The sequence below is a fragment of the Shimia aestuarii genome, from assembly GCF_900114635.1.
Classification (GTDB): Bacteria; Pseudomonadota; Alphaproteobacteria; order Rhodobacterales; family Rhodobacteraceae; genus Shimia; species Shimia aestuarii.
On the sequence record NZ_FOTQ01000001.1, the window covers coordinates 1,389,714 to 1,405,415 of the forward strand.

At 59.0% G+C, this 15,702-nt stretch carries 13 protein-coding genes; 6 read left to right on the forward strand and 7 right to left on the reverse strand.

From position 1 onward, the window contains the following. Positions 1-3: 3 nt before the first annotated feature. Entirely contained in the window at positions 4-360 is a 357-nt protein-coding gene (locus tag BMZ35_RS06860) for a hypothetical protein (protein WP_093092094.1), read from the reverse strand. 11 nt (positions 361-371) lie between these two features. Next, positions 372-860, reverse strand: a complete 489-nt coding sequence (locus tag BMZ35_RS06865) for a flagellar basal body-associated FliL family protein (protein WP_093092096.1) — start codon at positions 858-860, stop codon at positions 372-374. Between the two features lie 123 nt (positions 861-983). Here BMZ35_RS06865 and fliF point away from each other — a divergent pair, with 123 nt between their 5' ends. From fliF to fliP, 4 genes are read left to right on the forward strand one after another with little or no spacing between them, the layout of a single operon-like run. After that, the gene (gene fliF, locus BMZ35_RS06870; RefSeq protein WP_093092098.1) at positions 984-2,588 is read left to right on the forward strand and encodes a flagellar basal-body MS-ring/collar protein FliF; all 1,605 of its coding nucleotides are present in this window, start codon (positions 984-986) and stop codon (positions 2,586-2,588) included. After that, positions 2,588-3,184 carry a FliH/SctL family protein gene (locus BMZ35_RS06875; protein WP_093092100.1) on the forward strand — a complete coding sequence of 199 codons (597 nt, stop codon included), beginning with the start codon at positions 2,588-2,590 and terminating at the stop codon, positions 3,182-3,184. The genes fliF and BMZ35_RS06875 overlap by 1 nt, the downstream gene beginning before the upstream one ends. Then, complete coding sequence (locus tag BMZ35_RS06880) at positions 3,177-3,449, forward strand: FliM/FliN family flagellar motor switch protein (protein ID WP_093092101.1); 273 nt, start codon at positions 3,177-3,179, stop codon at positions 3,447-3,449. Before BMZ35_RS06875 ends, BMZ35_RS06880 begins: the two co-directional genes overlap by 8 nt. Next, positions 3,446-4,186 (forward strand): flagellar type III secretion system pore protein FliP, encoded by a 741-nt coding sequence (gene fliP / locus BMZ35_RS06885; protein ID WP_093092103.1) that lies wholly within the window; start codon positions 3,446-3,448, stop codon positions 4,184-4,186. The genes BMZ35_RS06880 and fliP overlap by 4 nt, the downstream gene beginning before the upstream one ends. A 29-nt stretch (positions 4,187-4,215) precedes the next feature. On the opposite strand, the gene BMZ35_RS06890 is transcribed toward fliP, so the two are convergent. The 5 genes from BMZ35_RS06890 to BMZ35_RS06910 form a co-directional block, all read right to left on the reverse strand. Then, entirely contained in the window at positions 4,216-5,316 is a 1,101-nt protein-coding gene (locus BMZ35_RS06890) for a flagellar basal body P-ring protein FlgI (protein WP_093092105.1), read from the reverse strand. Positions 5,317-5,321: 5 nt separating this feature from the next. Beyond that, positions 5,322-6,332: a flagellin gene (locus BMZ35_RS06895; RefSeq protein ID WP_093092106.1), complete on the reverse strand. Its 1,011-nt coding sequence runs from the start codon at positions 6,330-6,332 to the stop codon at positions 5,322-5,324. Between the two features lie 3 nt (positions 6,333-6,335). Then, complete coding sequence (gene flgK / locus BMZ35_RS06900; RefSeq protein ID WP_093092108.1) at positions 6,336-7,781, reverse strand: flagellar hook-associated protein FlgK; 1,446 nt, start codon at positions 7,779-7,781, stop codon at positions 6,336-6,338. A 29-nt stretch (positions 7,782-7,810) separates the two neighbouring features. Continuing rightward, positions 7,811-9,112, reverse strand: coding sequence for a flagellar hook protein FlgE (locus BMZ35_RS06905; RefSeq protein WP_242654711.1), 1,302 nt, complete (start codon positions 9,110-9,112; stop codon positions 7,811-7,813). A 92-nt stretch (positions 9,113-9,204) separates the two neighbouring features. Continuing rightward, positions 9,205-10,035 (reverse strand): flagellar motor protein MotB, encoded by an 831-nt coding sequence (locus BMZ35_RS06910; protein WP_093092111.1) that lies wholly within the window; start codon positions 10,033-10,035, stop codon positions 9,205-9,207. On the opposite strand from BMZ35_RS06910, the gene BMZ35_RS06915 reads away from it, so the two are divergent. Together BMZ35_RS06915 and BMZ35_RS06920 are read left to right on the forward strand one after the other, a co-directional pair. Then, a complete protein-coding gene (locus tag BMZ35_RS06915; protein WP_093092113.1) occupies positions 9,964-12,216 on the forward strand; it encodes an autotransporter assembly complex protein TamA in 2,253 nt (750 codons plus the stop codon). The genes BMZ35_RS06910 and BMZ35_RS06915 overlap by 72 nt on opposite strands. Beyond that, positions 12,216-15,629 (forward strand): translocation/assembly module TamB domain-containing protein, encoded by a 3,414-nt coding sequence (locus BMZ35_RS06920; RefSeq protein WP_093092115.1) that lies wholly within the window; start codon positions 12,216-12,218, stop codon positions 15,627-15,629. Before BMZ35_RS06915 ends, BMZ35_RS06920 begins: the two co-directional genes overlap by 1 nt. Positions 15,630-15,702: the final 73 nt, after the last annotated feature.

Below are 15,702 nucleotides of genomic sequence, written 5' to 3' on the forward strand. Positions count from 1 at the left end.
CGCTCATGATGCAGCGCTCTGTTCAGCGGGGTGGCGTCGGAAAACCGGCTCCACCGGTTCTTGCGCGGGCGGCGATTCCGGCAGATCGTGCATCGACGCGACCAACAGTTCGAGACGTTTCGCAACATCCTCGGCGCGCCCGGTCAGATCATCGAGAGTTTCCGTCGATTCGCCCGCCGTTTTCTGCGCCGCCTGCAACGTGCGGGTCAGATCGTCGACCTGTGCAGACAGCACCGCCACGGCCCCACCGACCCCGGTCTCAAGGTCATTGAACCGAGACAGACGCCGGGCAAGAACAAAGCAATAAAGGCCTGCCCCCAATGCGCCGGCCACCAGCAGGATATCCGCAATCAAATCCATCTCACATCCTCTCAGTTCAGCACAAATTCCATGATCAAGAGATCGCGCACCCTGCCCTGACCGGTCACGATCTGCGCCCTGCGGAGCATCTGTGCCCGCAAACGAACCAGCGCGTCAGGAGCCTCAATGTCCGCAGGTGACAACGCGCGCAGATAACTGTTCAAGACATCAACGATGCGGGGCAGAATGTGTTCGACATCGCTTGCGTATTCACCCGGCACTTCCAGTTGCGCTCGAAACCGCAGGTGGCTGCTTCCCCCATCAACAAGTGACACCACGATCGGGTCGAGTGGCACAAAGACGACGTCGGGCAAGGGTTCTTCGGATGCGGTTTGATGCATCTCTTCTTGGGGGTGAGAAGCAGCTCCGAACAGCAATCCGGATTGCGCCGCGTAGAACCCGCCGCCGCCGCCGGCAAGTGCAAGTACAAGCCCGATGATCATGGGCAGTCGCGAAGACTTTGCCGCAGGCGGTTCCTCGATTTCAGTCGTGTCGGTCATCTCAGGGTCCGGTTTCTTGGTCCCCTTTTCTATAACCCCACAGAAACTAACCGATTGTTAAGGCTGATCGGAGAAAGATGCCCATGCAGCCAGGCAGAACGTCTGGCGTGACGGAGGAATGTCTTGCAACAGCTTCTGAGCATCTGGTCCGCGATGGACACGCGCCGCAAAGCCATTGTGATCGTGGCGACCCTTGCCATGTTTGCAACCGTTCTCGCGCTCGGGCGCATGGCGACTCGCCCCGGCATGTCTCTTTTGTATAGCGGCCTGGAAAGCGGTGCCGCGGGCGAGGTCGTGCGTTCGCTGGAGCAAAGAGGCGCCGTTTTCGACGTGCGCGGTGGCGCCATTTATGTCGAATCGTCCGCCCGTGACGAGCTTCGCATGACGCTGGCCAGCGAAGGTTTGCCCGCCAATACAACACAGGGCTATGAGCTGCTCGATTCGTTGTCCGGGTTTGGCACCACGTCCCAGATGTTCGACGCCGCCTATTGGCGTGCAAAAGAAGGTGAGTTGGCCCGCACGATCGTTGGAAGCCCCTTGATCAGCTCGGCACGGGTTCACATCGCCCATGCCGGGTCCAACCCGTTTCAAAGACGGCTGCAACCCACAGCATCCGTAACCATCACGTCGACCGGCGGTGGCCTGCCCCCTCGTCAGGCTCAAGCATTGAAGTTTCTGGTGGCATCGGCCGTTGCGGGTCTTTCTCCGGATGATGTCGCCGTCATCGACGGTGCAAACGGTCTGGTCGGTGCCACGGATGACGCCGCCCCCCATGCCCAGGATAATCGCGCGGAAAACTTGCGGCAGTCCGTGCAACGTCTTTTGGAGGCGCGCGTAGGTATGGGAAATGCCGTGGTCGAAGTGAGCGTGGAAACAGTCAATGAAAGTGAATCGATCAAGGAACGCATCTTTGATCCAACGGGCCGGGTTGCCATCAGTACAGACACCGAGGAACGCAATACCGATTCTACGAACGCTACGTCAGGTCAGGTCACGGTGGCGTCGAACCTGCCAGACGGGGATGCAGCCCAGAATCCCGGCTCGTCCAACAAGAACAGTGAAACGCGTGAGCGCGTGAACTATGAGGTGTCCGAAACCCAACGAGAGGTCACGCGTGAACCCGGCGCCATCCGTCGCCTGACCGTTGCCGTTCTTGTTAACGGGAGCGCTGTGGCGCAGGAAAACGGCGAAACCGCCCTGTCGCCCCGGTCCGACGAAGAGCTGGGCGCGTTGAAAGAGCTGGTCGCATCCGCCGTCGGATTCGATGAAGCCCGGGGCGACGTCATCACGCTCAAATCCATGCTGTTTCAACCAATCGAACCGATGGGTTCCGCCGCAAGTACCTCTCTGATTGGCGGTTTGACCCTTGATGCCATGTCGTTGCTGCAGATGGCCATCCTTGCCGTTGTAGCGATTGTGCTGGGCATGTTTGTCGTACGTCCGATCCTGACGCGGTCGACCGGGGAGCTACCGGCACCCATGCCGCCCGCGCGTCTTGTCGAGGCACGCCCCGGTGAAATGCCGACAGACGCTCAGGTGCTCACAGGTGAAATTGACGAACCGTTGGGAGGAGATGCTCTCGGTGCCGATAAGTCGCTTTCGCTGCCGGGGGCCGAAACGAGCCAGACTGACGCGGTGGAGCGGCTGCGCGCCCTGATCAGCGACCGACAGGCGGAAACCGTTGAAATCCTGAGAAATTGGCTCGAAGACAAAGAGGAGCGCGCGTGATGTCGATTGCTCATCTCCTGGAAGACTTTGGCGTCGTGACTTCCTCCGGCATGCCATCTGGACAATCGGTACCTGCCAATGATGCCGACCTGCTCGACAGTTTCGAACAGGGATACAAGGCCGGGTGGGAAGATGCCATTCGCGCCAAATCCGAGGAACGCGCCGGCATTTCCGCCGACTTCGCACGCAATCTGCAGGATCTCGGCTTCACCTATCACGAGGCGCGCGAAGCCGTCGTTGCCGAGCTAGCGCCGGTGGTGGAGCAGGCGGTGATGTCGGTATTGCCGGACATGTCGCGACAGGCGATCGGCCTCCAGGTGCTGGAGCAACTGAACGCGATTACGCGCGATCACAGCGGCGTGCCGGTGTTGATCACCACGTCCCCGGAAAACTACGAAGCTGTTTCCGAGCTGTTGCCGGACAAGGTGGACTTTCCCGTCGATGTCGTGCGCGACGCCGGATTGAGCGAAGGCCAGGTGCGGTTTCAGTTCGGTCAAAGCGAGCGGCAGATCGACATGGACGAGGTGCTCTCAATCGTATCGCGTGCCTTTGCCGGTTTCACTCATCAATCCAAGAAGGAGATCACTCATGGCTGACCCAGAGAAGAAAAGCCTTTTCAAATCCGTGCCGGTCGAAGTCATCGTTTCGGTCGGTAAAGCTCGGCCTTTGATCGGCGATCTTCTGGATCTTTCGGAAAACGCGGTTCTGCCACTCGACAAACGCGTCGAAGACCCTGTCGAACTCTACATCGGGGACCGCCTGATCGCGCGAGGTGAACTTGAGGAGCTCGAAGGTGCACAGAAAGGTCTGCTTGCAGTCAGATTGACGGAACTCGCAGAGATCGGGACCGGATTGGGATGACCCGGACCCAGATTGGCATCTGCTTTGTTGCGGGTTTGGGCGTCGGCGTCCTTCCTGATCTCGCGCTTGCGCAGGATGTGACCGTGGCCTTGGGCGATTCTGGTTCTCTGACGGCACGCAGCATACAGATTTTCCTGCTCATCACGGTGCTCAGCCTGGCTCCGGGCATCGCCATCATGGTCACGTGTTTCCCCTTCATCGTGACTGTTTTGTCCATCCTCAGGCAAGCTTTGGGGCTGCAGCAATCCCCGCCGAACATGTTGATCATCAGTCTGGCGTTGTTTTTGACCTATTTCGTAATGGAACCCGTGTTTTCCAAAGCGTGGATCGACGGTATCGCCCCCCTGATGAACGAAGAAATCGACGTTGAAACCGCATTCTCCAGAACGCTGGAACCGTTCCGAGGATTCATGGCAGCCCGCCTTGACCCGGAAACCTATCAGGCCATGGCCGAGCTGCGCCCCAACGCACCCTCGACAGCCCCGACATCAGACTCACCCTTGTCGGTTCTCGTACCGAGCTTCCTGCTCTCGGAAATGGCCCGCGCTTTCCAGATCGGTTTCCTGATCTTTCTGCCCTTTTTGATCATTGATCTGGTCGTTGCCGCGATCCTGATGTCGATGGGGATGATGATGGTGCCGCCAGCCATCGTGTCCCTGCCTTTCAAGCTTTCCTTTTTTGTTATCGCGGATGGCTGGAGCCTTATCGCTGGCAGTCTGGTTCGCAGCTATTTCTGAAGGGGCTTGCACCCTTCAGAACCGATACATCAGCGAACGATGAACTCGGCATGCAAGGCGCCGGCGGCCTTGATGCTCTTGAGGATGTCGATCATGTCACGGGGCGCGACCCCGAGAGCGTTCAAGCCGGCAACAACTTCGCTCAGCGACGTTCCGCCCGGCACTTCGGCAAGACCAACTCCCGGCTCTTCCTCGATCTCTGCATTCGTGCGTGGCACCACCACGGTACGCCCGTTGGCGAACGGGTTCGGCTGGATCGCGATCGGTGTTTCCTGAACTCGTAGCGTCAGGTTGCCCTGGGACACGGCCACACGTGAAATGCGCACATCGTCCCCCATGACGATGGTTCCAGAGCGTTGATCGACGACAACCCGTGCCTTTCGTTCCGGTTCAACGGCGATATTCTCGACCTTGCCCAGCGCATGCGCGGCCGAGATCTGACCACTGCGTGCAATGTCAAACTGCACCGTCCCTGCATCCAGCATCAGGGCCACCCGGCGCCCAAAACTTTTATTGATGGCTTGTTCAATCCGGCCCGCCGTCGTGAAATCCGGTTCTCGCAGCGCGAGACGCAGGTTGGTCAACGATGAAAAGTCAAAATCGATCTCACGCTCGACCCGTGCCCCTGCCGGGATGACACCGGCCGTCGGAACTCCCTGGACGACCGCACCCGCATCGCCTTCGGCTGACGCGCCGCCAGCGATTACTGTGCCTTGAGCCACAGCATAAATTTCGCCATCGGCCGCGTTAAGCGGCGTCATGACCAACGTGCCCCCAAGAAGGCTTTTGGCGTCTCCGATCGCGGAAACGGTGACGTCGATCCGGCCCCCGGCGCGCGAAAATGGCGGAAGCGCCGCTGTAACAAAAACCGCCGCCACGTTCTTGGGCCGCAGCTGTTCGCCGGTGACGTTGACGCCAAGCCTTTCGAGGATATTCGACATGATTTCCTCGGTAAAAGGCGCGTTTCGAAGACCGTCGCCCGTGCCATTCAAACCAACGACAAGACCATAGCCGACCAAATCATTGCCTCGAACACCCTCGAACTCGACAAGGTCCTTGATCCGGATCGGGCTCGCGACCGAAAACGTTGGAAGCATCAGGCAGAGCAGCGCCATCTTGAAAAACCGCATGGCAATCACCTCAGATAATCCATCAATGAAAGGCGCGAAAGCCGCGCGGTAACCGTGTACAATGTCTCAAGCTGCACCTGCGCGGCTTCGAGTTGCGTGGCGGTTTCAAAAGGGTCCGCCGCAGTCAGCGTGTTCCGGGTGATCTGAAGACTTGTTCGGCGCGCCGCGTTTTGTGTTTCGATATTCGCAATCCGTTCCTGCACGAACCCAAGATCACTCCGTATCCGGGTCAATCCTTCCTGCTGTGTCAGAAGACCCTCTCCTGCGACTTCGAGCAGCTGTTTCTTCTGGCTCAAATCGAGACTCAGCCCTGAATCACCAGCGAGCGCCGCAAGCGCGGTGTCGCGCAGCAAGGTACGCAGTTCCATGCTGTCCGCCGTGAGTTCGTGGCGGACCGTTTCATGCTCGCCGAGCTTGAAGGGTGCAAGGCTTTCGGCAGCACCCTGATAGCCCATCGATTCAAATCCATCGCCGGGCGCCATGAACCACTGATCGACCGTATTCACGATGTCAGAAACGGTAAGCGCACCAGTCAGGGCCGTGCTCAAATCGCTTAACATGGCGTCCGCCGCGGCAAGTGCCGCGCTTTGTGTGGCAGCGCCTGAAAACAAACCCCGCCCTGCGACCTGCGCGTTGAGGTTCGACACGATTGCGTCAAAGCTTTCTCGTGCCTTGCCGATGGTGCTGTTGATCGGCTCTTCCAAGCCTGCGGACATCACGGAGAGAAGCGACGTCCCGAGTGCCTGAGATTGGGTCTGGACCTGCTCAAGCACATTCTGGACCGTGTCGGTGAACAAACGCGCATCCTTGAGCGCCATCGCATGCCCTTCCAGCAAGGTGAGCGTATGTTCGACGTCGCCAAGAACCGAAAAATCAGCGGAAACCGCACCGGCGATGTCGCTTTTCCTGCCGGATGCCAGCTCTTGGGTCAGAGTGGTCATCTGGGTTTTCAGAAATGTGTTTTGGCGGCGCATCATCAGATGCTGGGCAAGGTCGCCCACTTGAATAAAGCTCATGATTTACAACCTCAGCAACTGACTCATCATTTCGTCAACGGTTTCGATCACCCGGGCGTTGGCTGCGTAGGCCTGTTCGATCAACATGAGCTGTTGCATCTCATGATCGCTATCCACGCCCTCGGAAAGCTCCGCCTCTTGCAAACCGAAGAGCCGATTGGCTGAAAAGCTCAGTTCCTCATCGCTCCTCACCCGGTTGGCTGCCACGGCAGAAAGCACCCTTTCCGAAAGCTGACCCATTGACAGGGCACCGCTTGAATGGCTTCCCGATCCGGGATTGCGCTTTTCCGCAAGGACATCTGACATCGCGTTCAGCAAAGTCGCATCCCCGGCCAGACCCGGACCCGTGGCACCAAGGCCTGCACGCAACCGCCAGGCTTCGTTGGCTCCGTCGGGATCGACCAATGCGTTGAGTGTCAATCTCCCTGACAGGCCAACCTCGTCGGCAGGATCAAAAGCACTTCCCTGATCGGCAAACAGGCCCGCCTGACCAGGCGCAAGGGTGGGGTCCACCCCCGAGGATTGAAACCGTTCAACGAGGCTTCGCGCGGCCGCGTCCAGCTCGGCTTGAGCTTGCGGCGTATGGGTGTCGCGAATGTCAAACTGCGCGGCCAAGGCCCCGCCTGCAAGGGCACCGACCCCGTCCAAGGCGACATCCCCCACCGTCAACCCCGACAGAAGCCCGCCTTCGAGCGTCATATGGGGCAGGATTGTCGGAGTGGGTTCGAACCCGATTTCCGGCGCTTTCCCATCCAGAAGGATCGCCCCGCTTGTCGTGTAAAGCGCGACCCCGCCGCGATCGCGCGCGACGGACTTGATCGGAACCAAAACCGAGATTTCGTCAATCAGCTTCTGGCGGTCATCCTCGAGGGCCGATGTATCCCGGCCCTGATTGATGGCAGCGGAAATCTTCTGGTTCACCTCCTCGGTACGCGAAAGCAGGGTGTTCAGCCGTTCGACCATTGTGCCAATGGTCCGGTCGGCCTGTTCGCGGGAAGTTTTGATATCGGATGCAGCCGTGTTGAACGTGTTGACAAGCGCTGCGGCATCGCGCGCAACGGTTTGCAGGCGCGTCTGACTCTCGGGGGCGCCGGACGCACCGATGAGGCTGGATTGGAACGTCGCCAGCCTTCCGCTCAAGCTGCTGCTTTTGTCCGGAGTCCCCAAGTTCATTTCCAGCCGGTTGTAAAAATTGTTCAGCGCGCTCGCATTCCCAAACTCGGCATCCGCCAGGCGCCGCTCTGCCAGCAGAGCGGGATTGGAATGGCGCACAATGCCATTGACCAACACCCCACCAGAGGCCCGCAGGTTCTGTGAAGACAGGGAAATCTGCCGTCGCCCGTACCCTTCGGTCATGGCGTTGGCCAGGTTCGAAGACACGATCTCGGCCGACCGCGCTGCCGCGGTCAGCCCGGAGAGGGCGTTGGAGAGGGCGCCTGAGATGCTCATGGTTCACACTTTCCGGCCGACGAGGGCCTTTACCGTTTGATGTTGGTGGTTTCCTGCAGCATTTCGTCAACCGTCTGGATGACCTTGGCGTTCGAGCTGTAGGCCCGCTGCGTCTGGATCATGTCCGTCAGCTCACCCGCGACATCAGTGGCCGATTCTTCACGGGCATAGGAAACGATGTCGCCGGTTGGCCCATCACTGGCATCCCAGAGGAAATACGACCCGCTTTCGGGAGAAGGCGCGTAGGTCTGGTGATCGAGCGAGACCATTCCATTGGGGTTTGGCAAGTCGACGAGCGGTACCTGGTAGATCGTTCGAGTCACGCCGGTATCAAAGAACGCATGCACAAAACCATTCGCATCCACCTCTACCGACGTCATGTTGCCGACGGGTGAACCATCCTTGGAAATCTGCAGCGGTGCGAAGCTGTCGGACAGTTGGGTAAGGCCCCCGCTGGTCCCCAGTTCACCAATGGTTATCTCCATGGGGCCACCAGCAACGTTGACAATCACGGAACCGGTCGTGGGATCGTACCCCCCGCCAGAAACCGCCGAAACCGCCTGAAGCGTGCCACCGGACGCCCGCCCGTCGTCAAAGGTCAGCGTGTATTCACCCACCACAGCCCCGCCGGATGCGGTGTCGTGAATGATCATCGTCCATTCATTGGATGTGCCGGAAGCGGGCACGGTCGGCACAAATTCAATCTGGAGACTTTCGGAGCGTCCCAGATTATCGAAGTACTCGATCGAGAGATCCTGCGTGTCCCCGGCGGCCCCGGCCTCGGTTTCCGTCGCCGGCAGGTTCACGCCCAGCGACATTGAGGTCGTCGGCTCTCCCGTAAGTTGGTTCACGTTGATTTGAACCGGCTCCAGGCCATCGCTTGTGTCGCGCGGAAATGGCGGAACCGACCCATCCGGGCTTGCCGGCCAGCCGAGTAGCATAAGGCCGGATTCCGACGTCAGATAGCCTTGTGCGTCGGTGCGGAACGACCCTGTCGTGGTCAGAAGCATTTGCGCGTTTCCACGACCAAGACCCACCTCGGACGCCAGGGCCACTGGCAGCATACCACGACCCCGCACCGCGAGATCGGTGGCGTTCGATGTCGACACAAGCGAACCGCGTTCATCAATCAGGCGCTGGGTTGTCGCCCGCACACCCCCGGCGGAATACGCGCCACCGGACGACGATGTGACCATCGAATGGAAATCCGATTCCATGCGACGATAACCATAGGTGGCAGAGTTCGCGATATTGTCGGAAATGGCTGCAAGCCGTGTCGCGTTGGCGGACAGGCCCGCCACCCCCGCGTTGAGCGAAGAGGAAATTGTCATGAATACGCCTTTCTGCTGCATCAACCAAACTTCAATGCAACAGATAAGTCGCAGCCCCTTAATGGCGCGCTAACAGATAAAATCTTACATAGTTAGCGCCTGTCCTTTCTCAAAAGAATGATCTCAATGCGGTTGTTTCGCGCGGCGCGCGGGTCCGTGGACACCAGCTCTCTGTCGGAATGCCCGGTAACGCGCGAGAACCGATCGGGGTCAATGCCATGGGTCTCCAGCAGTCCGCGTACCGTATGCGCCCGTTCGGAGGACAATTCCCAGGATTGCGCACTGATCTGCACCACCGGCGCCGTACGCACATGCCCTTCCACGGCAATTTCGTTGCGCACGAGGTTGGCGGCATCGGCCACAACTCGCAGCAGTTCGAGAAGAGCGCGATATGGTCTGGATTGTGCCTCGACAAACAATTGCACATCGTCGCTGTCGAACAACTCGATCACCAGGCCTTCATCGGTCAGTCGCGTCACCACGTGTTTGCGGATGTCGTCTGACAGAAAGCTTTCACCACCACCGCCGATCAGGAAATCCTGAACCTCCGAAAGTCCGGTTTCTTCTAGTTGAGCCCCGCTTTCGCTGTCCGACGGCTTAGGGCCGCCAGACAACCGCGTAGGCAGCCCGCCAACCCCATTATTGGCCAAAAACTGTTCCTTGAGGATGCTGTCCCCGCCGAACATGTCATTACCACCGCCGGAAATGCGGTTGATCGGTGTCGTCGGATTGAAGTAATCCGCGATCCCCTTGCGTTGTTTTTCAGTTGTCGCGTTCAACAGCCACATCAACATGAAAAAGGCCATCATTGCCGTCACAAAGTCGGCATAAGCGACTTTCCAGGCACCGCCATGATGCCCACCGCCGCTAATGATCTTTTTCTTCTTGATGATAACTGGCGCCGCGTTCGAGCGCGCTGCCATGTCTCACCACCTATTTCTCACCCGCATCCAGCATTACCGGCGAGGTGTTACTTTGCCATTAACACATTGAATTTTAGATATCTTGTCAGGGGGATCAGCCGTGTCGGCGGGCCGTGGAAGACCCCCAACAAAAGGATCTCCGGAGCGCGTCCAACTCATTCGCAGCCCAACACAACGCATCCGATTTTGATCGGTGGACGACACGGACTCGAATCAAGCCATAAGGGCAAGACGCACATCGCCGGAAATTCGCCTATCTGGCGGCTCTTCTATGGTCAGCTACCAAACCTTGGTTTAGTCTGCTTCAAAGCCGAACAGGGGTTCGGCGTGACTTGGCTGTTGGGCTCTTTGAGGCCCTGCTTGGGGAAGAGAATGCGGCAACGCGCAATTGGTGTCCTGTTTGCTAAATTTGCCCCGGCGGCATTGGTGGCGCTTTGTCTTCTGCCCACACAATTATCTGCATTCGAAATTGCTCTCAACGTCGCGGGAAACGACGAAGACCTTCGTGACAGGATCTCGGGTTCTTCGCTGATTTTTGCTGCAAAAACGGAAGGCACGACTGATGGTCAGGACATCATCGCCGCCGCGCAATCGGACTATAAACGGCTGGTCAGCCTGCTCTATGAACAGGGATATTTTGGACCTGATATCCGAATCCGCGTGAACGGCCAGGAGGCGGCGGCCATTTCGCCATTTGCCAACATTGCGAATGTGCGCAACGTAGCCATCGAGATCAACCCGGGGCCCCGCTTTGATTTCGGCAAGACCCAGGTTGCCCCCATTGCACCCGAAACCGAACTTCCCAAGGAATTCGCCACGGGAGAACGGGCAAGCCTGTCGGTGATCCAGAACGCAGCCGGGGCCGCCGTGGACGGATGGCGCGCCGTCGGGCACGCCAAGGCGGACATCTCGGATCAAAAAATCACCGCCAATCACCCCGAAAAACAGCTCGATGTTGACCTGAAAGTGGCGCCCGGCCCCCAGCTCGCCTTTGGCAACCTAATTTACACCGGCCAAAGCAAGGTCCGGGAAAAGCGGGTGCGCAAGATTGCCGATCTGCCCACCGGGGAAACTTTTGATCCGGAAAAAGCCAAGCGCGTTGCCACACGGCTGCGGCGTACCGGAACTTTCCGATCCGTCGACTTGCGCGAGGCCGAGGATATCGGCCCGAACGATACACAGGACATGACATTATCGCTGGTCGACGATCTTCCGCGCCGCATCGGGTTCGGTGCCGAACTGGAGAGCCGCGACGGGTTGGGTCTTTCGGCCTTCTGGTTGCACCGGAACCTGTTGGGCGGTGCCGAGAGCCTCAGGTTCGATGCTTCAGTCGAAAATATCGGCGGCCAGAACAGCGGTATGGACTGGCGGCTGGGCGCCCTTTACACGCGCCCGGCAACACTGGGCGCAGATACCGACCTTCTGATTGGGGCGGAAATCAAGCAGGAAGACGAAGAGCTGTATTTTCTGCGGCAGGCAGGTATGCAGGTCGGTTTCCGGCGCTACCATTCCGAGCGGCTGGAAACACGCGCGGCGTTCGGGTTCCGGTTTTCGGAGGTCGAAGACAACTTTGGCAATCGCAATTTTGCGATCTACGGCATTCCATCCGGAGTGACCTGGGATATGCGGGATAATTTCGCCAATCCCACCCGTGGTTATTATCTTCTGGCAGATGTGGTGCCCTATCTGGGCCAAAAGGACGCTGATAGCGGACTCTATCTCAAGGCCGATTTGCGGGGGTATCGCGGCATCATGGAAGAGAACCGCGTCGTCCTAGCCGGTCGCGTGCAAATCGGGTCCATTTTAGGACCGTCAATCAGGGGCACGCCGCCGGACATGCTGTTCTACACAGGCGGTGGCGACACCGTGCGGGGTCAGCCCTACCAGTCTAATTTCGTGACCGTGAACGGCATCGATAGCGGGGGGCTGTCCTTTTTGACACTGTCCGGCGAGGTTCGGGTCAAGATCACGGATCACATTTCGACGGTCGCCTTCTACGACGCGGGTTTCGTGGGCGAGTCCTCTGATTTCTCCGGCGCAGGCAACTGGCATTCCGGTGCGGGTCTTGGGGTGCGGTACAACACCGGCTTCGGCCCGCTGCGCGTCGACCTCGCCACCCCGGTATCAGGGAGCACAGGTAACGGGCTGCAGCTCTATATCGGCATAGGGCACGCGTTCTGATGCGCCGGTTGGTTATGATATGCCTTCTTTTCCTGCCAGTCATGGGTCTGGCGCAGGAAGAAGACGACAAGGGGATGTTGACAAAATTCCTCGAGTCCTCGCTATCCGGGGCTGGTCGGTCTGTCGAAGTTGTCGGATTGCGCGGCGCAATCAGCTCGGAAGCCACAATCGAAGAAATCCGGATTTCGGACGATGAAGGGCTTTGGATCACGCTCTCCAAGATCAAGCTTAACTGGAACCGGCTCGCTGTCTTGCGGGGCAACATCAACGTTAACGAGCTTTCGGCCGACAGCATTGTGCTCGCCCGCCTTCCAAAAACAACACCTGACCCCGAGGCGCCAACCGCAGAGGCCACACCGTTTTCCCTTCCGGAACTGCCTGTCAGCATCAATATCCAAAAACTCAGCGCCGGACGTATCGAACTGGGCGAGCCGGTACTCGGGCAGGAAGCCGTCCTGTCGCTAGAAACCAAACTGGTCCTTCTAGAGGGCGACGGCGAAGCCATTCTGGAAGCGACGCGGATCGAAGGACCTTCGGGCAAGTTCGACCTTGATGCGGCGTTCTCGAATGCGACGCGCCAATTGCGTATTGATCTTGAAGCGGCCGAGGTGGCGGACGGCATTGTGGCCAGCCTTTTGCGCCTGCCCGGAACCCCAGCCATCGACCTGCGCGTCAAGGGTGAAGGACCGCTGGATGATTTCACCGCCGATATTCGTCTTGCCAGCGCTGGCGAAGAGCGCCTGGCCGGGCAGGTCATCCTGTCTACCGAAGCTTCCGAAACCCCGGAAACCCCGGCGACGCGGGTCATTCTTGCGGATATCTCGGGGGACATGGCGCCCCTGTTCGCCCCGGAATACCGGGATTTCTTCGGCTCCGAGATCGCTCTCAAATCGTTGGTACATCTCTATGCCAATGGAGAAGCGACGCTCGACAACCTGTCGCTGACCACAGCATCGATGGCGCTCAAAGGTGCTGTGAGCCTGTCTTCGGATGGGTTGCCGGACAAGTTTGACGTCACATTGAAAATGGCGGACCCGTCAGGCAAGCCGGTGCTGTTGCCGGTGGCCGGAGCGCGGACCCTTTTGAAAAGAGCGGATTTGACAGCCGCGTTTGATGCGGCAAAGGGGGAACGCTGGGCCCTGTCTGGCATCGTGGAAGGATTTGACACCGACACCGTCGATCTCGGTCGGGCGGCAATTGCCGCAAATGGCCTGATCCGGCGCGATACACCCTCGCGCGTATCTGCGGCCCTGCGTCTGGACATGGACGGTTTGAAGCTGGCCGATCCAGCGCTTGATCAGGCGATTGGATCGAGAGGCCAATTCACCGGCAATGTCTTGTGGGAAGAGGGCGCCGACATACAGCTTTCGGATTTCGAATTGGCTGCGGGTGGGCTTTTGGTGGATGGCAAGGCGGCGATTGGCGGGCTTGGCAATGACCTTATGTTGAACGGTCGCTTGCGGATGCTCGCGCCCGACATCACCCGATTCAGCGGCCTTGCGGCAAGGCCGTTGACGGGTGAGTTGCTAACGATCGTCGAAGGGTCTTTTGCACCCCTGACCGGCGCATTCGACGCTGATATCACCGCACGTGGCCGTGACCTCACGATCAACGACCCGCGATTTGACAGGCTGGCCAGAGGAGAAACCGTGCTGGCCTTTTCAGGCAAGCGAGACTTTGATGGACTGAACCTGCGCCACGCCGCGCTCGACACGGATGGATTTGATATCACCGTCAAAGGAGATCTGAACAGCAACAACGGCAACGTGGTCCTTGCGGCGCGGCTGGAGGACACGGCCGTTGTTCTGGAGGGCGTGTCCGGTCCGTCCACTGTCGACGGAACCGCCACGCTGACCAACGGGGACTGGAGTTTTGACGTAAAAGCAACCGCCCCCGGCGAGACCGTCGCGACGATCGACGGCGGAGTTCCAGCCTCTGGCCCAATGGATGCCAGTATTGATATGACCGTAGGCCGACTCGAAACTTTTCTGGACGCCCTGCCCGGACAGGCGCGCATTCAGGCCGATACACGCCAACTTGAGACAGGCTGGAAAGTTGATCTCACGGCTTCTGGTCCGTTTGAAACACAGGCAGCCGGGTCGGGCGTGATCGATATCGAAGGCAATAACAGCCTCTTTGATCTGACCGGATCGTTGCCACTGGCCATCGCCAACCGACAGCTGGCGCCGAATTCGGTACAAGGTCTGGCCACCTATGATCTGCGTCTGGAAGGGGCGCCTGCACTGGAAAACATCTCGGGAACGATACGCACGGCCGGTGCGCGCTTCTCCCTGCCTTCGCTGCGCGCTTCGCTGGACGACATCAACAGCACGATTGCCCTTGCCAATGGGACCGCAGGCGTTGCGGTAACAACAGCGTTTTCCGGAGGTGGCACCATTTCCGTTGACGGCTCTGTCGACCTCTCGGGGCCTTTTAATGCGAACCTGCCAATCCGCGTGAGCGATCTCGCGTATCGGGACGGTCAATTGCTGGAAACAGTCGTTGACGGAATGGTTCAAGTGGCTGGCCCCCTGACCGGCGGCGGCACCATTTCCGGCGATTTGGTTCTCGGTCAAACCAATATCCGCATTGCTTCGGCGGCTCTGGCCGGGGTTGGTGACGTGCCGGAGATTGCGCATGTAGGCGAACCCGCCAGTGCACGGCGCACGCGCGCAAATGCGGGTCTGATCAAGGAAGAGACCACCAAAAGCAATGCATCAGCCCCCTTCAGTCTCGACCTGCGCATACGGACTGGCGAACGCATATCGGTGCGCGGGATGGGTCTCAATGCGGATTTCGACGGGGGTATGACGATTGCCGGAACGACCAACAACCTTGATACGCAAGGGCAGCTGGAACTGATCCGGGGGCGCATGGCCTTCTTGACCAAAACCTTTGATATCGACGAAGGACTGATCCGGCTCGAAGGCGATCTGATCCCCTGGATGCGGGTTCAGGCCACCTCAAAGCAAACTGATGCCACGGTTCGCGTCATTCTCGAAGGGCGGCTTAACGATCCCGAAATCATTCTGGAATCGGAACCGGAACTGCCCGAAGACGAAGTGCTGTCTCAACTACTCTTTGGGCGCGACCTTTCTAGCATCTCGGGGCTTCAGGCGGCGCAGCTGGCGGCGGCGCTGGCTTCTCTTTCGGGTAACGGACCGGGGCGACCGCGGCTGGGGCGCAACACCGGGTTGGATGAACTTGCACTTACTTTCGACGAATCGGGTACTCCCGGTTTGCGAGCGGGCAAATACATCAACGAAAACGTCTATACCGAGGTGGGTGTAGACAGCGAGGGCAAGAGTTCGATCAGCCTCAATCTCGATGTCACGGAAAGCCTTACGGTCAAGGGCCGGGTTGACTCCGATTCCGACAGTGGAATTGGGCTTTTCTTCCAGAAGGATTACTGAGTCGGAGCCGCGCCGAAGGCCGCAAAACACATGTGTTTGCAGGGTCCGGTTTCCTCTTGCCACGCATTCTTCA